Source organism: Occallatibacter sp., from assembly GCF_035317045.1.
Taxonomy (GTDB): Bacteria; Acidobacteriota; Terriglobia; order Terriglobales; family Acidobacteriaceae; genus Telmatobacter.
This window is the reverse complement of the sequence record NZ_DATHHT010000040.1, coordinates 271,578-290,207: the sequence shown is the minus strand read 5'-3', so window position 1 is coordinate 290,207 and position 18,630 is coordinate 271,578. Positions and strand designations below refer to the sequence as shown.

The window sequence follows — 18,630 nt, the reverse complement described above, 5'->3', positions numbered from 1 at the left end:
TGAAAGCAACTGCAGGTTCCTCCACTCCCTTTGGTCGGTCGGAATGACAATGTGTGGTGATGACGGCGCATGAAAGCAGCTGCCGGTTCCTCCGCTCGCTCTGCTCGGTCGGAATGACAGAGCTTTCTTTCTCGCGGATACAGAGCTTTTGTCTTGCGTATGCAGTGCTTTCGTCTTGCGGATATAGCGGCTATTGGCGGAGTTCGACTAACGTGGCGCCTTGGCCGCCTTCGTTTTGGGGGGCTTCGGCGATGGTGGCCACGTGGGGGTGCGACTTTAGGAAGTCGCGGACGCCGCGGCGCAGGATGCCGGCGCCGTGGCCGTGGATGATGCGGACGCGCGGGAGGCCGGCGAGGAAGGCGCGGTCGAGATACTTCTCCAACTCTTCGGTGGCCTCGTCGACGGTGCGGCCGATTAGATTGATCTCCATGCGCATATCGTCGGTGTTGGCGCTGGTTACGGAGATGTGGACTCCTTTCTGTTTGCGGGCTGCGGCCAGGGGGTCGGCTTTTGTCTGGCTGGTATCTCCACCAGAGAGTGAAACTGCGGAGCAGTCGTCGCGTTTGACGCGCATCTTGATGGGGCCGAGGGCTACTTCGAAGAGGTCCTTCTCGATTTCGCGCTGGACGATGGCGATCTTGTTCATGGACTTGATGCGAACCTGATCGCCGGGGGCGATATGACGCAGAAGATGCGGCTGCGCGTTGGCGTCGCCGGCATCGGCGCCGGTGCGGTGGGCGACGACGGTCTGGTTGAAGCTCTCCTGAAATTCGCGGCGGAGGCGGTTAATGCGGCGCTCGGCTTCCTTGGACAGCTTTTGTTGTGCGGCGCGATCCTCAATGGCGCGGACGTTCTCGCGCATCTGGAATTCGAATTCCTTCATCAGTGATGCGAGCTTGGTTTCGAGTTCGCGGGTGCGGTTGCGGAGTTCTACGTCACCTTCGCGGGCGAGTTTGGCGCGTTCCTGGTTCAAGGCGTACTGCTGTTCGCGCGCGGCTCTTTTTTCGGCTTCAAGAGCGGAGAGATCGTCGTGCAGCTTATCGAGGAAGCGGGCGATGTCGACTTGTTGCGAGCCGAGGCGCTCACGGGCGGAGGCAACGATGGTGCGGTTGAGTCCGAGGCGCTCAGCGGTCTGAATGCCGGCGGAGGCACCGGGGACGCCGAGGCGGAGCTGGTAGTTGGGAATGAGATTAGCTTCATCGACGCCGGCGGCAGCGTTGAGCACGCCCGGGGTGTTGGCGGCGTAGACCTTGAGCGAGGTGTGATGCGTAGAGATGAGCGTCCACGCGCGGCATGCGAGGAAGTGCGCAGCAACTGCCACCGCGAGCGCGGCACCTTCTTCGGGGTCGGTGGCCGAACCGAGTTCGTCGAGAAGGACGAGAGAGCTTGCATCGGCGAGACGCGAGAGACGATTGAGATTAACGATGTGCGCAGAGAAAGTGGAGAGCTCGGCCTCGATGGATTGGGCGTCGCCTATGTCGGCTAGGAACGCGGTGAAGATGGGGAAGCTGGCGGCAACAGCGGGAATGGGAAGTCCAGCCTGGGCCATCATGGCCAGCAACGCGGTGGTTTTGAGGGTGACGGTTTTGCCGCCGGTGTTGGGGCCGCTAATGATGAGCTGGCGGGCGTCGGTGGTTAGCTCCAGAGTGAGTGGAACAATATGACCGCCGGTTGCACGGAGATGCCGCTCGAGGAGCGGGTGGCGTGCATTGCTGAGCGACAGCAGGTGGGGCGTAATTACGGGAGCGATACAGTCGTAGTCGCGGGCAAAGCGGGCGCGGGCGAGCAGCGTGTCGACTAGAGCGAGAACACGGGCGCCTTCGACTAATGCATGCGCGTAGCCGCCGACTTGACGGGTGAGCGCGACGAAGATGCGATGGATTTCGGCTTGCTCCTCTTCAATGAGGCGGACTAGCTCGTTGTTCTGCTCGATGGTTTCGAGCGGCTCGACGTAAACGGTTTGACCTGATGAGCTGGTGCCGTGAACGACGCCGGATACGCGACGCTTGAGTTCACTCCGCACGGGAATGACAAAGCGGTCGCCGCGGATGGTGATGAGATCTTCCTGCGTGGAACCTTCGCCCGAGAGACGACGCAAAGCGGCGCGGAGGGACTCTTCAATGGCGCGCTGTTGACGTTCCTGCTCGCGGCGGATGCGATTGAGCTCGGGCGATGCATCGTCGGCGAGAGTGCCGTCGGGTTGGATCTTGCGCTCAATGGATTCGGCTAGCGGCTTTAATGACGAGCCGGCGAGGGCGGAGGAAAGCTCGGAGAGTTGAGGCAGTTTTCCGGCAACGCGGGCGGGGGGCTCGCGCAGCAGGGCTTGCCAGGCAGCAACATCGTTGGCGATGCGGGCGATCGATTGGAATTCTGCGGCTTCGAGGGCAGCGCCAGAGATCTGCGCTTTGGCGGCGAGTTGCGTGGGGTCGAAGAGGCCGCCGAGAGGGATGGAGACTTGCTCACTAAGAAGCAGGCGGAGTTCGCCGGTGAGTTGGTGCTGGCGTATGATCCAGGCTTCGTCCGTGGAGGGTTGGAGAGCGAGGATGGCTTGGCGGCCTACAGGGGATGCGGCATATCCGGAGAGGAACGCGAGTAGCGGCTCCCATTCGAGGGCGGCGGTGTCGGCGTTTTCGACGGGGGACGGGATGGGATCGAGCAGAGGCACGGGATGCATTCAGTTTAGCGGGGCGGGTTAGGCGGGTGAGCATCCATCCCATGTCTCAAACTTGAGACATGGGGCACCCAGCTGACACTGCGGGCGATTGGAAAATGGCTTAGCTGTCAGTGGACGGCTTGGGAGTCGAGGCGGGAGCAGACGGGGCGGACGAGGTGGTTGAGGCACTGGAAGCAGGTTCGCTGGATTTCGTGGCGTCTTTGGATTCGGCCGGTTTCGACTCACTGGAAGTTTCAGACGATGAGTCGGAACCTTTGGGAGCGTAGTCGTTTATGTACCAGCCGGCGCCTTTGAAATTCAGGCGGGGCGCGGTAAGCGGACGAATCAGCGTGGCGTTGCCGCACTTGGGGCAGACGGTCTCCGGCTCGGCGGAGAAGTTCTGGATTTTTTCGAATTTGTTGCCGCAGGTTGTGCAGCGATAAGCGTAAAGGGGCAAGGCTGTTCGACTCTCCGGAAGCGATAAAACTCTATATCTATTGTAGCGGCAGGGCGGTGGGAGTCGAGATCGCGCCCTGCCGTATGTTGATTGCGCGCCGGTTATTTGTGCAGGGTAATGGGCACGGACGCGGAATGGTCTTCCCATGCCAGCGTCAGAGTGCCTTTGCCGCCGCCGTCGTCTTCGAGTGTGTAAACAAGGTTTTCAACCATGGTTGCGGGCTTGCTCATGGTCATTTTGGTTTTGCCCAGGTCTTGCGAGCCGTCGTGGGCAAGGCCCCATTCCCCTGTCTTTTTGTTGACGAGGAGAGTCCACTGGTCAGGGTTGGAGATGTCGACGAAGAGGGTGTAGTCGCCCTTGGGGATGGAAAGATCGCCGATCATGAGATCGCCGTCCGCGTGGAGCGTGGTGGCAGCGTTGGCACCCCCGCGCCAGATGGGGTACTGCGATCCCCCGCTGGTTTTGATGAGGCCATCGGCGGTGAAGATTTTGCCTTCGCGGCCTTTGACGCCGGGCGAGGAGTAAGTGACGGTGATTTCGTGGCCGCCGATGGTCGCTGTCGCTTTGGCTGGCGGGCTCTTGGGAGGGGCCTTCTGTGCGATGAGAGCGGTCGCAGCAAAGAGAAGGCCTGCGCAGATAATGAGAGGCTTCATGGGTGATTCTCCTCCGCAGCGGCTGGAAACAGCGGCCGCTGCAACGGGAACGATTGTCGCACTAGAGGGTGCGGGTGGGAAAGCCTGGTCGTTCCTGCTGCTATGATGCGGCGGAAGGGCACTGTATGCAGCAGACACGGAATGGATTGCCGGGTGAAAGGTTTCGCACCGCGGTAGCGGAGGAGAAACCGCTGCAGGTGGTGGGTGCGATCAATGCCTACACGGCGCGCATGGCGGAGGCTACGGGGTTTCGCGCGCTGTACCTTTCGGGCGGCGGAGTGGCAGCGAATTCGCTGGGAATGCCGGACCTGGGGATCAGCACGATGGAAGATGTGCTGACGGATGTGCGGCGGATTACCGAGGTTACGACAGTGCCGCTGCTGGTGGATATCGATACGGGATGGGGATCGGCATTTAACATTGCGCGGACAATCCGATCAATGATCAGCGCTGGCGCGGCGGCGGTGCACATGGAAGACCAGGTGAGTGCAAAGCGCTGCGGGCATCGGCCGGGAAAAGAGCTTGTCCCGGCAGAAGAGATGGTGGATCGGATCAAGGCGGCGGTCGACGCGCGCACCGATCGAGGCTTTGTGATTATGGCGCGAACGGATGCGCTTGCGGGTGAGGGGCTGAAAGCGGCGATGGAGCGGGCGCAGGCCTACGTGGCGGCGGGCGCAGACATGATTTTCGCGGAGGCCGCGACCGAACTGCAGCAATACACGGAATTTCGCAAGGCTGTGGGTGTGCCGATCCTGGCGAACATTACGGAGTTCGGGCAGACGCCACTGTGGACGCGGGAGGAACTTGCGGCTGCGGGAGTGGACATCATTCTTTACTGCTGTGCGGCTTACAGGGCGATGAATGCGGCGGCGCTGAAGGTTTATGAGGCAATCCGCACCGAGGGAACGCAGAAGCATGTAATCCCGATAATGCAGACGCGGGCCGATCTCTACAAATACCTCGACTACCACGCGTATGAGAAGAAACTCGACGACCTATTTGCGCGGGGTAAACAAGGCGGCTAGACACTTTTGCCGTTGATCCTTTAGCTTGATGCTCTGCGGGGGTCGCAATGAGCAACGAAGCCAATTCTGCACCAGTGGCGTTCAAGCCGAAGAAATCAGTTGCGCTGTCGGGAACGCCGGCTGGTTCAACTGCGCTTTGCACGGTGGGGCACAGCGGGAACGATCTGCATTATCGCGGATACGACATCAAGGACCTGGCAGGCCACTGCGAATTTGAAGAAGTTGCCTATTTGCTGGTTCATGGCAAGTTGCCTAACGTCGCGGAGCTTGCGGCATACAAGGCCAGCTTGCGACCGCTGCGCAGCCTGCCCGCTGCGGTGAAGCAGGCGCTGGAGCTGCTGCCGCCGTCGACGCATCCGATGGACGTGTTGCGAACAGGAGTTTCGGCGCTGGGCTGCGTGCTGCCAGAGGGCGAAAGCCACAAGGAAAGCGGCGCACGCCGGATTGCCGATACGCTGCTGGCGTGCCTGGGATCGATGCTGCTGTATTGGCACCACTATGCACGCAATGGACGGCGCATCGAGGTGGAGCGATTTGAGGATTCAATTGCCGCGCATTTTCTGCACTTGCTGCATGGCACGGCGCCGAGCGAAGAGTGGACACGGGCGATGCAGACGTCGCTGATTCTGTATGCGGAGCATGAGTTCAATGCCTCGACGTTTACGGCGCGTGTAATTGCAGGGACGGGATCGGATATCTATTCGTGTATTGCCGGTGCGATCGGTGCGTTGAAAGGTCCGAAGCATGGGGGCGCGAATGAGGTTGCGCTCGAGATCCAGAAGCGCTATGAGACGCCGGACGAGGCCGACGCGGACATGCGGCGACGTGTGTCCGAGCGTGAGGTGATTATCGGATTTGGACATCCGGTGTACACCATCAGCGATCCGCGCAGCGACATTATCAAGGAAGTGGCGCGCGGGCTGGCAAAGGCGGGCGGAGATACGCGGCTCTTCAATGTTGCCGAGCGGATTGAGACCACCATGCAAGATGCCAAGCGGATGTTTCCGAACCTGGATTGGTACAGCGCGGTGGCGTACGATTTGATGGGCGTGCCGGTGGATCTGTTTACGCCACTTTTTGTGATGGCGCGGACTGCGGGCTGGTGCGCGCACGTGATTGAGCAGCGGCAGGATGGAAAGATTATCCGGCCGTCGGCGGTGTATACGGGACCTGAAGATAAAAAGTTCGTGTCGATCGAGAAACGGGCGTAGTGCGTTTCGACCCTGGATAACGGTCAAATCGACATCACCTCCCATGTCTCAGAATCGAGACATGGGCACCCAGATTCGGAGCAGGAGAATAAGTGTCATCGCACATTAGTAGTGAACGGCCGGCTCCCGATAGAGTTCTCACTGACATTGCGGATTATGCGCTTGGGTATGAAATCAAGAGTGATCTTGCGTATGAGACGGCAGGCTATTGCCTGATCGACACGCTGGGATGTGGACTTGAGGCTTTGGAATATCCGGCATGCACCAAGCTGCTGGGGCCGATCGTGGCGGGGACCGTGGTTTCGCATGGTGCGCGTGTGCCGGGGACGAGTTTCCAACTTGATCCTGTGCAGGCGGCGTTCAACATTGGCGCGATGATTCGCTGGCTGGATTTCAACGACACGTGGCTGGCAGCGGAGTGGGGACATCCGTCGGATAACCTGGGCGGAATTCTGGCAGTGGCGGATTGGCTGTCGCGGACCCCTGCGGGGGGCAGCCCCCTTCTGTCGATGAGGCGGGTGTTGGAAGCGATGATCAAGGCACACGAGATTCAGGGGTGCATTGCGCTGGAGAACTCCTTTAACAAGGTGGGGCTCGATCACGTGGTGCTGGTGAAAGTGGCATCGACGGCGGTGGTGTGCTGGCTGCTGGGGATGACGCGCGAGCAGACATTGAATGCGATTTCGCTCGCGTGGGTGGACGGACAGAGTTTGCGGACGTATCGACATGCGCCGAACACGGGTTCGAGAAAGAGCTGGGCGGCGGGCGATGCAACCAGCCGGGCGGTGCGACTGGCGCTGATGGCGGAGGCCGGCGAAATGGGGTATCCGTCGGCATTGACTGCGAAGACATGGGGCTTCTACGACGTTTCGTTCAAGGGGCAGGAGTTCAAATTTCAGCGACCGTATGGCAGCTACGTGATGGAAAACGTGTTGTTCAAGATCAGCTTCCCGGCGGAGTTTCATGCGCAGACAGCGGTGGAAGCAGCGATGACATTGCGCGGCAAGCTGCATGCACAGGGCAAGACAGCCGAAGATATCCGGAAGATCACGATTCGCACGCATGAGGCATGTTTGCGCATCATCGACAAGAAAGGGCCACTTTCGAATCCGGCGGATCGCGATCATTGCATTCAGTTCATGATTGCGATTCCGCTGATTTTCGGACAGCTGACCGCAGCGGACTACGAGGATCAAGTTGCGAGCGACCCACGCATTGACGCCCTACGAGCGAAGGTCGTGTGCGTGGAAGAGCCGCAATTTTCACGGGATTATCACGCTCCGGAGAAGCGGTCGATTGCGAACTCGCTGCGTATTGAACTCGCAGACGGAACAGTGCTGGAGGAGACGGTCGAGTACCCCATCGGACACAAGCGGCGACGCAAGGAAGGGATGCCGCTGCTGGTGGAGAAATTCAAACGGAACCTTGCGCGGCGATTTGGCACAGACCAGCAACGGCGGATTCTGGATGTGTCTCTTGATCGCCAGAGGCTGGAGCGGATGCCGGTGAGTGAGTACGTGGATTTGTATGTTGTGTGAATTCGTCTCGCTCTCGAACCGCGGGCGGTTGCGGTGCGCCGGGCGCGCGTGATTGACTTGGTCCGGGGGAATTCCCGACACGATGGCCTACATTCTTGCATTGGACCAAGGCACGACGAGTTCGCGCGCCATACTTTTTGATGAAGCCGGATCGATTGCCGCAGTGGCGCAGCATGAATTTGAGCAGTTCTACCCGCAGGCGGGGTGGGTGGAGCACGATCCAACGGAGATCCTGACAAGTCAGCTTGCCTGCGCGGTGGAAGTGCTGGGCAAGGCAGGTGCGCGTCCGCGCGATGTGGCGGCAATCGGGATTACCAATCAGCGCGAGACGGTGATTGTGTGGGAGCGCGAAACAGGGAAGCCGATTCATCCGGCAATTGTGTGGCAGGACCGGCGAACTGCTGCGCAGTGTGAATCTTTGGAAAAGAGTGGAGTCGGCGAGGAAGTCTCTTCGAAAACGGGGTTGGTGCTGGATCCGTATTTTTCGGCGACCAAGGTGCGCTGGATACTGGACAACGTGCCGGGGGCACGGGGAAGAGCGGAACGCGGAGAGCTGGCGTTCGGTACCGTGGATAGCTGGCTGATCTGGCACTTGACCAGCGGCATGCGGCATGTGACCGACGTGACGAATGCGTCGCGCACGCTGCTTTACAACATCGTGAAGGGCGAGTGGGATGCGGAGTTGTTGCGCATCTTCGATATTCCAGCGAACCTGTTGCCAGAGGTAGCGTGGTCGAGCGAGCGCATCGGCGAAGTGACGACAACACTGGGACTGGGTGGCGTGACAATCGCGGGGATCGCTGGCGATCAGCAGGCAGCGCTGTTCGGGCAGCTTTGCTGGAACGCGGGAGAGGCGAAGAACACTTACGGTACCGGATGTTTTCTGCTGCAGAATGTGGGAACGGAATTTGTGCGGTCGAAGCACAAGCTGATTACGACGCTGGCGGCCAGTGCGCAACGACGGCGGGAATATGCGCTGGAGGGCAGCATCTTTATTGGCGGTGCCGTTGTGCAGTGGCTGCGCGATAATCTGCGCCTGATTGGATCGTCGGCTGAAGTAGAGGCGCTGGCAGCGGGCGTGCCGGACACGGGCGGTGTGGTGTTTGTGCCAGCGTTTGTAGGGTTGGGAGCACCGCATTGGGATCCGCACGCTGGTGGGTTGTTGATTGGATTGCGCCGTGATACCAAGCCAGGACATATCGCGCGGGCTGCCTTGGAGAGCATTGCGTTTCAAGTGGCGGATGTACTGGAGGCAGTCCACAGCGAGACCGGAACTCCGCTTGGCGCGCTGCGCGTGGATGGCGGCGCCGCGGTGAATGACCTGATGATGCAGTTTCAGGCCGACGTGCTGGGTGTGCCGGTGGTGCGTCCGCGCGTGACGGAGACGACGGCGTTGGGAGCGGCATATTTAGCTGGGCTGGCGACGGGATTCTGGGCGAGCGGCGATGCGCTTCGCGCTCAACGGGAAGGCGACGTGCGCTTTGAGCCGCGGATGGATGCGGCGGAATGCAAGGGGCGCCGGGAACGATGGCAGCGCGCGGTAGAACGGTCGAAAAACTGGAGCAACTGATGCGCAGAGAGGAGATGCTGCGCAGGATCCGCGAACGGGCAGAAGCCGGTGAGCCGTGGGATATTGCCGTGATCGGCGGCGGTGCTACGGGTGTGGGCGTAGCCGTTGATGCAGCGGCGCGGGGATTCGACGTGGTGCTGGTGGAAGCTCACGACTTTGGCAAGGGCACCAGCAGCCGCAGTACGAAGCTCGTGCATGGCGGCGTGCGGTACCTCGAACAGGGAAATATTCCGCTGGTGATGTCAGCGCTGAAGGAGCGCGGGTTGTTGCGGCAGAATGCGCCGCACCTGGTGCACGATTTAGCGTTCGTGGTGCCGAATTATTCGTGGTGGGAAGCCCCGTTCTACGGCATTGGGCTGAAACTCTACGACCTGCTGGCGGGCAAGTATGGATTTGGGGCTTCAAAGCTGCTGACGAAGGAGGAGACGCTGGAGCGATTGCCGGCGTTGGAGCCGGAGGAATTGCGCGGTGGAGTTGTCTACTACGACGGACAATTTGACGATTCGCGGCTTTTGATCCATCTGACAATGACGGCGGCAGATCATGGCGCGACACTAGTGAATTACTGTCCTGCAACCGGATTGTTGCGCGATAACGAAGGCTATGTGAATGGCGTGGCGGCGCACGATGAGGAAACGGGAGAGGATTTCAGGATCGCGGCGCGAATCGTGGTCAATGCGACCGGAGTCTTCACCGACGAGGTGCGGCGGATGGCGGATGCGCAGGCAGAGCCGCTGATGGTGACGAGCCAGGGAATCCACTTGGTGTTTGACCGCTCGTTCCTGAAGGGCGATACGGCATTGATGGTGCCACGCACGAGTGATGGGCGCGTGTTGTTTGTGATTCCGTGGCATGGGCATGCGGTGGCGGGGACGACCGATACTCCGGTGGATGCACCCACCCTGGAACCGAAGGCGCTCGACGAGGAGATTGATTTCATTCTCGAAACTGCGGGGCGCTATTTGAGCAGGCCTCCAACGCGGGCGGATGTGCTGGCGGTTTATGTAGGATTGCGGCCGCTGGTGAAGAGTCATGGCGAGGGCAGGACATCAGCAATTTCGCGCGATCACGTAATTCATGTGGATACGTCGGGGCTGCTGACGATCACGGGCGGCAAGTGGACGACGTATCGGCACATGGCCGAGGACTGCGTGGATCATGCGATTACGCTGGGCCGATTGCGCGATGAGGCCTGCACGACGAAGAATCTGCGCATCCATGGATACATGGAGACGGCAAAGATCGAGGATGAAGATCCGCTGCTGGTTTACGGAGCGGACGCTGGGGCGATTCGCGCACTGACGAAGGAACGGCCGGAATTGGCACGAAAGCTTCATGCGGAGCTGCCGTATGTTGCAGCGGAAGTGGTTTGGGCGGTGCGTGCTGAGATGGCGCGGAGTGTAGAGGATGTGCTGGCACGGAGAACGCGGGCGCTGTTCCTGAATGCGCGGGCGGCAGTGGCGATGGCGGAGCCGGTGGCCGAACTACTTGTCGCGGAACTGGGACGCGATGGAACGTGGGTCGCGGCGCAGGTTGCGGAGTTTCGCGCGCTGGCGAAACAATATATGGTGTGAAGGCGGGTTTTCCCGGGGAGGCGACGAATGGCGACGAAATGCACACACGAGAAGGACCACATAAAGAGCGTGAAGCCAAGCAGCAAAGGGTGCGAGGACTGCCTGAAAACGGGCGACACGTGGGTGCATCTGCGCATGTGCCTGGAATGCGGGCATGTGGGTTGCTGCGATTCGTCGAAGAACCGGCATGCGCGGGCGCACTTTCATGCGACCCAGCATCCAATCATTCGCTCGGCGGAGCGCGGCGAAGACTGGCGCTGGTGCTATCTCGACGAGGCGTATTTATAGATCGGGGAAGACTGCTCCAAGGCCTGCAACATAGATCGTCTTAATCGATGGAGAGCTTTCCTCAGGGGCTAAAGCCCCATTGATTTTGCATCGTTTGCGGCACGAGTAAACTCGTGCCCTGTTACAGAACACCTCTTCGTCGGACTTTGGCACCAAGCCGCGAAGCCGTGCCTTTTAAATAGAATCCTGTGAACTAAGCCAACTGCACTTCTATCGTTTTGGAATCGGCGTCGAGCTTTGTGATTTTGAAGCTGCGGATCTGGCCGGCCTGGAGCGGCGCGGGTGCTGCGGCTGGGGCGGTCGCACTCCCCTTCCAGCGGGCTTGCAGCATGTTTGACAACGAGGACAGGTCGGCTTTGGTGGAGGGCTGTGATTCGGCTGCAGCCGGTGCGGACTTCGCAGGGCGGCACGTTGCGCGAATGCCTTCGCCGAGTTCGATAGATGCGACTGAGCCGGACTCATCGACTACGCGGCCGGAAACGATGTCGCCGGATTTGTGCTCGGCGATGTACTCGTCGATGCTTGTGGGGATCAGCTGTTTCATGCTGAGCTTGATCTGGCGCTTTTCCGGCGCGATGCCGAGTACCTGCGCCTTGACGACATGACCTACGCGCAGCACGTCCTGCGGATGGTTAATGCGTTTATCCGCGCTGATTTCGCTGACGTGGACGAGGCCTTCGATGCCTTCGGCGATCTGGATGAACGCTCCGAAGGGCATGATCTTGGTGACGGGGCCCTCGATCTGGGAGCCGACGGGGAATCTGCTGGTGACGTCGGACCATGGGTCGGAGAGGGTCTGCTTCAAGCCGAGCGAGATGCGGCCGGGCTGGGATTCGGCAGGCGGCTTGATGCCGAGAATAACGGCATCGACTGTGTCGCCCTGCTTGAGCACGTCACTGGGATGGTGGATTTTTTTGCCCCAGGACATTTCGGAAATGTGGATGAGGCCCTCGATGCCGGGCTCGATCTCGACGAAGGCGCCGAAGTCAGCGAGGCGGGTGACAGAGCCGGTGATGCGCTGGCCAACCTGATACTTGCCTTGCGCGGCCTCCCACGGTTCGGGTTGAAGCTGCTTGAGACCTAGCGAGATCTTCTTGGTGTCGGGATCGATTTTGAGGATGCGAACCTGGATTTGCTGGCCGACGGAAAGTACGTCTTCAGGCTTGTTGACGCGGCTCCACGAGATATCGCTGACATGGAGAAGACCATCGATGCCGCCCAGATCAACGAAGGCGCCGTAGGCCATGAGGCTACGCACGGTGCCGTCAAGAACGTCGCCGGGTTGCATGGCGGTGTAGCGGCCTTCCTGCAAAGCGCGGGCTTGCTCTTCGAGGACAACGCGACGATCGACGACGACGTTCTCGTCGGTGACGTCGAGCTTGGTGATGCGGCAGGTAATTTCAGTGCCGACCATTTTCTCGAGTTCCGCTGCATCGCGGGTACCGCTTCGGCTGGCGGGCATGAAGGCGCGGACACCGATGTCGACGGTAAGACCGCCTTTGATAACAGCGGTGACGGTGCCGACGACAGCAGCTTTCTGCGCAAAGGCCTCTTCGAGCGCGGACCAGTCGCGAGGCTGAGAAACCTTGAAACGCGTGAGGTCGTAGTAGCCCTCTTCATTGCGACCCTTGACCGAGACGAGGACCTTGTCGCCGGCCTTAACCGCCTCGGCATTGTTCGGAAAAGCGGAGAGCGGGAGGACGCCTTCCGTTTTGTAGCCGATGTCTACGAAGACCTGTTCGGCGGCGAGGGAGACGATGGTGCCCTCGATCTGCTTAACGCCGGAGGCGGGCTTGTGGGTATGGCTCTTTTCGAATTGGGAGAGGATGTCGGCGAAGTTTTCCTCAGGCTCGGCGGGCTCTTCAGCCGGGGCTTCCGCAGTAGCTGGCTGAACGAATTGCGCAGGGGGAACTGCAGTTTCCACCGCGTCAGAAGGGACACTCGATGCGGACGGAGCGGTTTGCTCGCTGGAGATTTCAGGAGACTCGGGGGCCGGCTGGGACTCGGGAATGCTTTCGTCGCTCATGATGTCTACTGTTCCATTGTCCCATGCGAAACCCGGCGCGCTTGCTGGTCCGCCGAGCTTCGCTCCTTGAGGCCTACCGCGGGAATTCCGCAACCTTGGGCGTGACGCGGTCGGGTGCGACGTGGGTGGGGCCGCCTTTGTCGTCGATGACGTTGGAGATTTCGCCGAGGTTGTCGAGGGCGACGGTGATCATGTGGTGGAAACTCACGTTAACGTGCACTGGAGTTTCAATCGCGCGTGTGAGCACAACGTTGGGGTGACGAAAGACGCTATAGATGCCTAGTCCCCAGGCCTGGTGGTTGATCACCGTATCTGCGACCTTGTAGGAGGCCCAGCCGTTGGTGCCGGGTGCAGAGGTAAAGGAAGGCTGATCCGGCGGGTCGTAGGGGATCTCAGATTGATAGAAATAGGTTCGGCCTTCGTTGCCATTCCAAAGCACCTGGAACTGCTGATGATGTTCAACGAAGAGGCCGTAGGCGGTGACGCTGTTGCCGTTGACGACGAGGCCATTTGCACTCAGATTGCTGGTCCAGCCGACCCCGGCGCCGTGATCGGCGCGCCAGATCCACGTGTGGTCGATGATGGTGTCGTTGGAGTTGATAAGCAGATTGACTTTGGCGCGGCCCACGCCTGCCCCGCCGACGCGGAAGAATACATCGTGCACTGTTGTCGGATTTTGAATGTGAAGCTCTTTGCTACCTGACGGCCCGACCTCAAGAAGCACCGGCGAAATTTCTGATCCCGCATCGAAGAGCAGGCCGGCAATTTCGATTCCGCCCACATCCGCGGTAGTCATGACGGCGGTTCCGCGGGTTGGGCGCAAAGTAGCGAAGCCCAGACCGATGACGACCGTATTGGCACGATTGACGCGGATCGGCTCGGTGAGGTCGTAGATGCCTGGTGTGAGAAGCAGATTTTTGCCGTTGGCCAGTTGCGCGTTGATGGTCGTGGCCGAGTCGCGGCCTGATTGCGCGATATAGAACGAAGTGAGTGGGACGCTACGGCCGGGCGTCGATCCGCCGTGCCAGGTAATGCCCTGGCTGTCGGTTTGCAGGGCAGGAATGCGGACGCTCCACTTCCCTTTTGCATCGACTTCGAGGAAGGGTTTTTCGCGGACGATGGGCGTGCGTTCAACCTTGGTGTAGGGTGGCTGCGGCCACTCACCCGCGGGCGGATGAGGGATGCCGACGAAGACCATGTTCCAGTTAGCGCCTGTCCAACTGCCCCATTCACTGTTGCGGGAGATCCACTGCTGCTGCGGACCGGCGCCGACGTTGCCGTCGATCAGCGAGTCGGACATCCATCCGCCGCTGGCCCATCCACCCTTCTGATGGAGAACGATATTGCCAATGACATGCATGCGGCGGAAGGGCACGGCCTGGGAGACGGCCCATTGCATCGTGCCGTCTGTCGGCGTGACGGAGAACCCTTCGACTCCGCGCCAGAAGGTGCAGGTGGCATTGTTGCGCGGGAGGCTGGCGTCAGAGTGGACGTTGCCGATGATGTGGACAGCGTCGGGCGTCACGCCGAGGCCGATCACCTGGGTGTAAAAGCCAACGGGGATGTCGACGTGGTATTCGCCGGGAAGGAAGAGCAGGGCGTAGCGGGCCGTACCAAATTCGCTGTGCTGCTGGCTCCCGTAGACCTTGTCGATCTGGGCCTGGATGTCGGCCGAGGGCATCGAGGGATCGAAGAGAAGAACGTTGGGGCCCAGATCGGGATGCGTCGCAGGTTTAGAACCCTGCGGTGATTGCGCGCATGCGGTGGAAAGCATCAGTGTCACTGCCAGAAGGCTGCCCGTAGCATGAGAGGTAAGTTTTGATTTCAAGCTGGCTCCAAGTCTTGTCTTGTGCATTGGCCCGAGCTTCCTTTTGGGTTTGGAATTCGTTGACCTAAGCATCGTATGCCATTCCCCTCTTGTCACGCCTGTGCGGGTGGACACGGCGCCGTCTAGCAGGCGAGAATTGCGGTCGCACGGGAAAGGCTTCTTCACATGGGACCAATTTCACGCAGGGATTTTGTGCGTCTTGGCGCAGGCGCGATGGCGGCGGGCGCCGCGGCTAAATCGATTGCGCTGGAGCCGGAGGTTTTGACGGCACAGACTGCGCAGGCGGAACGAAAGATTCGCTTTGTTTCCATCGGCACCGGAATTCGCGGATGCGATCTGCTGCGGTCCGCGCGAAAGCTACAGAGCGGTGTGTGCGTGGGGACTTCGGATTTGTACGACATGCATCGCAAGGCCGGCGTAGAGGCGTGGGGCTCCGACATTCCCACGACGCGGGATTATCGCGAGTTGCTCGACCGCAAGGATGTTGATGCGGTGATTGTTGCCGTTGCTGACTTTCAGCATCGGCGCGTTGTGCTGGATTGCGTTGCGGCGGGCAAGGACGTGTACTGCGAGAAGCCGATGTCGCACAACGTGGCTGATGGGCTCGCGATGGTGAAGGCCGTGCAGGAGGGCAAGCGGATCTTTCAGGCGGGCAGCCAGCGCGTGAGCAACACCGTTTTCAAGAAGGCCGAGGAGATCTACAAGTCGGGACGGCTGGGTGAGGTCACGTCCATTGAAGCTCATACGGATCGCAATTCTCCATCCGGGGCGTGGGTGTATCCGGTTGCGCCGGATGCCAGCGCGGAAACCATCGACTGGACGACATGGTTGCGCGACGCGCCTTCGCGCCCGTTTGATGCGGCCCGGTTCTTCCGCTGGCGCTGCTTTGCAGACTACGGCGAAGGGGTCGCCGGCGATTTGTTTGTGCACTTGTTGTCGGGAATGCAGTGCGTGACCGGGATCAACGCGATTCCGGAGCGCGCGTATTCGACGGGAAGCCTGACTCATTTCAAAGATGGACGCGATTTCCCTGATCTTCTGGTGACGCTCTACGACTATCCGGGAGTAAGGGTGAACATGCACTGCAATCAGAACAACGCGGCGGGCGACATCACCATCTTCTACGGTAAGGAGTCCACGATGACGATCAACGGCAACTCGCTCACCGTGGTTCCGCAGGATACGCGGCCGCAGCCGGAGGGCTACTCGCTCAACGGGTGGACGGCTGAGACGAAGCAGAAGTACATGGAAGAATGGCACGCAGCGCATCCACAGCCGTCCGCGGCTTTGCCGCAGGCGGAGACATTTTCACCACCACCGGGATACGATGACACAGCAGATCATATTGCCAATTTTTTCCATGCGGTAGAGACTCGTGAGCATGTTGTCGAGGATGAGGTCTTCGGCAACAATACGGCGATTGCGTGCCATATGGCCAATTACTCCTATTCTCAAAACAACGTGGCTACGTGGGACGCGGGCGCACAAACGATTAAGGGATGACAAAGGCCTTGGAGAACAAGTGAATGAATAGTTTTTCTCGCCGCAGTTTTTTGAAGGCTTCGGGCGCAGTGGCGGCTGCGGCATGCGTTGGAGGGGACTACTTGATGGCCGAGCGGGCGCAGTTGCCGATCGGGCTGCAGCTGTATTCGGTGCGCAACCTGCTGCCGAAGGATTTTGATGGCACACTCGAAAAGCTTGCTGCGGCCGGATACAAAGAAGTCGAGGCAGCAGGTTATTTCGACAAGACTGCGGCCGATTTTGGAAATGCCCTGCAGAAGGCGGGACTGAAGTGCATCAGTACACACCACCAGCTTACCCAGTTGAAGACACAATTCAACCAGTTGATCGAGTACGGACAGGCGCTTGGGCTCGAGTACATCATCTGTTCGTGGGCGGGCGTGCATCGCGATCCAACGCGGAAGGGCGATCTGAACCTTGACGACTGGCGCTATGTGGCGGACCAGTTCAATGTCATTGGAGAAAAGGTGAAGGCTGCCGGCATGACGTTTGGCTATCACAACCACGTGATTGAGTTCGGAACAGAAAACGGTGTGATTTTCTTCGACGAATTGCTAAAGCGGACAGACCCGAAAGTAGTGTCGTTCGAGATGGACTGCGGCTGGGTGGTGGGCGGCGGACACAATCCGGTCGAGTATCTAAGCAAGTTCCCAGAGCGCTTCCCCCTGCTTCACGTGAAGGACATGGTGAAGGAGCCGGATGGTAAATTGCGCAACGTTGTGATGGGGAAGGGATTCATTGATTACAAGCCGATTTTCCGCGCGGCAACCGGACTGAAGCACTACTTTATCGAGCAGGAAGAATTCGAAGGCGACCCCATCACGGAATTGCGCGAGGACGCCGATTTCATGAAAAAGCTGGACTTCTAGATACGTTGCGTGCAGGTTGCGGACCGAAATCGTGCTGGCCGAGGTGCTTCGGGTAGGCTTGATTCATGGATGTTTTTAGTGAGAAGCGCGCGGAGCTGGAAAAGCACGAATTCATGATGGGTGTGGAGCGGGGCAGGCTGGCGGTGGCGCTTGACCTTCTGACCGATTCGCTGATTATGGTGGGACAGCACGGCGTGTATTGCGCGTCCAGCCGGAATCCATCAAAACCGGCACTGGATTTGCAGGCGGTGCTGAGCGGGATGGAAGGGGCGAAGGCTCTGATCCAGTCGGTGATGGAAGAACTGCGGAAAGACAGGGAATAGGGATTAGGGAGCAGGGATCAGGAGAGCGCCAGAGCTTATGGAATCAGGGCAAATGCGCGGCCAGACTGGGATAAAGCCCTCTCACGAGCTTTGCCCGTCGAATGCGGTATGCTGGTAGAGCGCGCCCGTAGCTCAGCTGGATAGAGCGAACGCCTCCGGAGCGTTAGGTCGGGAGTTCGAATCTCTCCGGGCGCACCATTTCCCTTCTCACCCATCCTGAAATCAATTTGAACCTGGTCCGGACCTGAATTCGGGCCTGCAAGGAATTGCATGCATTTTGATTATCACTTCACGGCTGTTTCGGTTATGTGGACGCTGACTTTTGCGTCACTGCTGGTGTTGCTGGTGGTGCTCATAGGGCGTGACCGAGCGCGCCTTTTTCCGTGGTTTACGGCTTCGATTGTGCTGGTCGCATTGCGGCTGCTGACGAACCGGCTTTTGCATGACAAATTGCCGCAGTTGACCATGGCGACCATTGCGATTTCGCTGGCGGATCTTTCAGTGCTGGTGGGGTTCGCGGTGCCTGTCGAAATGGCACGGCGCGCTTTCAAGAAAGCCGGCTCACTCGCATGGGCCGGCTGGACGCTCGGGTTGCTCGCGTTGGCCGGTGTGGTGTTGTGGAAATGGGGACCGTGGCCGGCGTGGAAAGCAATTGCATTCGATACGACTATCGCCAGGCTTCAATTCATGCAACTGATCGCGGTGAAGACAGGGTTGCTGGTCGATGTGCTTTCGATTGCTCTCGGGTTGCTCGTGGTGGCGCTGGGACGTCGATACGGCGCGGGTTGGCACAGCCATGTGCAGCGCATCATGATCGGCCTCTCGACGGCGTCGATCGCGCAGATTGGAGCGCAGGGGATTTGGGAGATCATCGCTCGACACACAACTCCGCACTCGCAGGCTGAATACGAGCGGGTGCTGGGGCTCCAAGAGAAGCTGTTGAACACGAACAGCGCGGTCTACGTGATTGTGCTGATCTGGTGGATCGTCTGCCTTTGGATCGATGAGCCGGGGACCGCCGCCGCTGCGCCGTCGTCAGACACGCCAGATACACAGAAGATAACCGAAGCCGAAACCGGGGACGCCTGAGAACG

Annotated in this window: 15 protein-coding genes and 1 tRNA gene; 11 read left to right on the top strand and 5 right to left on the bottom strand. The window is 59.8% G+C overall.

Annotated elements, in window-relative coordinates; translation table 11 throughout:
- Positions 1–190 precede the first annotated feature (190 nt).
- From VK574_RS20465 to VK574_RS20455, 3 genes are all read right to left on the bottom strand, one after another.
- Positions 191–2,674, bottom strand: coding sequence for an endonuclease MutS2 (locus VK574_RS20465; RefSeq protein ID WP_472801728.1), 2,484 nt, complete (start codon positions 2,672–2,674; stop codon positions 191–193).
- A 100-nt stretch (positions 2,675–2,774) separates the two neighbouring features.
- On the bottom strand, positions 2,775–3,110 hold the full coding sequence (locus VK574_RS20460; RefSeq protein WP_472801727.1) for an FmdB family zinc ribbon protein: 336 nt from the start codon (positions 3,108–3,110) through the stop codon (positions 2,775–2,777).
- A 101-nt stretch (positions 3,111–3,211) separates the two neighbouring features.
- Positions 3,212–3,763 carry a DUF2911 domain-containing protein gene (locus tag VK574_RS20455; protein WP_472801726.1) on the bottom strand — a complete coding sequence of 184 codons (552 nt, stop codon included), beginning with the start codon at positions 3,761–3,763 and terminating at the stop codon, positions 3,212–3,214.
- 125 nt (positions 3,764–3,888) lie between these two features.
- On the opposite strand from VK574_RS20455, the gene prpB reads away from it, so the two are divergent.
- The 6 genes from prpB (at position 3,889) to VK574_RS20425 (ending at position 10,969) form a co-directional block, all read left to right on the top strand.
- Positions 3,889–4,788 (top strand): methylisocitrate lyase, encoded by a 900-nt coding sequence (gene prpB, locus VK574_RS20450; RefSeq protein ID WP_472801725.1) that lies wholly within the window; start codon positions 3,889–3,891, stop codon positions 4,786–4,788.
- Between the two features lie 47 nt (positions 4,789–4,835).
- The gene (gene prpC, locus VK574_RS20445) at positions 4,836–5,999 is read left to right on the top strand and encodes a bifunctional 2-methylcitrate synthase/citrate synthase (RefSeq protein WP_472801724.1); all 1,164 of its coding nucleotides are present in this window, start codon (positions 4,836–4,838) and stop codon (positions 5,997–5,999) included.
- A gap of 92 nt (positions 6,000–6,091) precedes the next feature.
- Positions 6,092–7,537 carry a bifunctional 2-methylcitrate dehydratase/aconitate hydratase gene (locus VK574_RS20440; protein WP_472801723.1) on the top strand — a complete coding sequence of 482 codons (1,446 nt, stop codon included), beginning with the start codon at positions 6,092–6,094 and terminating at the stop codon, positions 7,535–7,537.
- Between the two features lie 82 nt (positions 7,538–7,619).
- Complete coding sequence (gene glpK, locus VK574_RS20435) at positions 7,620–9,107, top strand: glycerol kinase GlpK (protein WP_472801722.1); 1,488 nt, start codon at positions 7,620–7,622, stop codon at positions 9,105–9,107.
- Positions 9,107–10,681: a glycerol-3-phosphate dehydrogenase/oxidase gene (locus VK574_RS20430; RefSeq protein WP_472801823.1), complete on the top strand. Its 1,575-nt coding sequence runs from the start codon at positions 9,107–9,109 to the stop codon at positions 10,679–10,681. The genes glpK and VK574_RS20430 overlap by 1 nt, the downstream gene beginning before the upstream one ends.
- Before the next feature lie 27 nt (positions 10,682–10,708).
- On the top strand, positions 10,709–10,969 hold the full coding sequence (locus tag VK574_RS20425) for a UBP-type zinc finger domain-containing protein (RefSeq protein WP_472801721.1): 261 nt from the start codon (positions 10,709–10,711) through the stop codon (positions 10,967–10,969).
- Positions 10,970–11,162: 193 nt separating this feature from the next.
- Here VK574_RS20425 and VK574_RS20420 read toward each other — a convergent pair whose 3' ends face one another.
- Complete coding sequence (locus VK574_RS20420; RefSeq protein WP_472801720.1) at positions 11,163–12,995, bottom strand: 30S ribosomal protein S1; 1,833 nt, start codon at positions 12,993–12,995, stop codon at positions 11,163–11,165.
- A 73-nt stretch (positions 12,996–13,068) separates the two neighbouring features.
- Positions 13,069–14,823, bottom strand: a complete 1,755-nt coding sequence (locus tag VK574_RS20415; RefSeq protein ID WP_472801719.1) for a coagulation factor 5/8 type domain-containing protein — start codon at positions 14,821–14,823, stop codon at positions 13,069–13,071.
- 165 nt (positions 14,824–14,988) lie between these two features.
- Between VK574_RS20415 and VK574_RS20410 the strand changes: the two genes are divergently transcribed.
- From VK574_RS20410 to VK574_RS20390, 5 genes are all read left to right on the top strand, one after another.
- A complete protein-coding gene (locus VK574_RS20410; RefSeq protein ID WP_472801718.1) occupies positions 14,989–16,326 on the top strand; it encodes a Gfo/Idh/MocA family protein in 1,338 nt (445 codons plus the stop codon).
- Positions 16,327–16,349: 23 nt separating this feature from the next.
- On the top strand, positions 16,350–17,213 hold the full coding sequence (locus VK574_RS20405; RefSeq protein ID WP_472801717.1) for a sugar phosphate isomerase/epimerase family protein: 864 nt from the start codon (positions 16,350–16,352) through the stop codon (positions 17,211–17,213).
- A gap of 65 nt (positions 17,214–17,278) precedes the next feature.
- Positions 17,279–17,536, top strand: coding sequence for a hypothetical protein (locus tag VK574_RS20400; protein ID WP_472801716.1), 258 nt, complete (start codon positions 17,279–17,281; stop codon positions 17,534–17,536).
- Positions 17,537–17,657: 121 nt separating this feature from the next.
- A tRNA-Arg gene (locus tag VK574_RS20395) sits at positions 17,658–17,734 on the top strand.
- Between the two features lie 72 nt (positions 17,735–17,806).
- Entirely contained in the window at positions 17,807–18,625 is an 819-nt protein-coding gene (locus VK574_RS20390) for a hypothetical protein (RefSeq protein WP_472801715.1), read from the top strand.
- Positions 18,626–18,630: the final 5 nt, after the last annotated feature.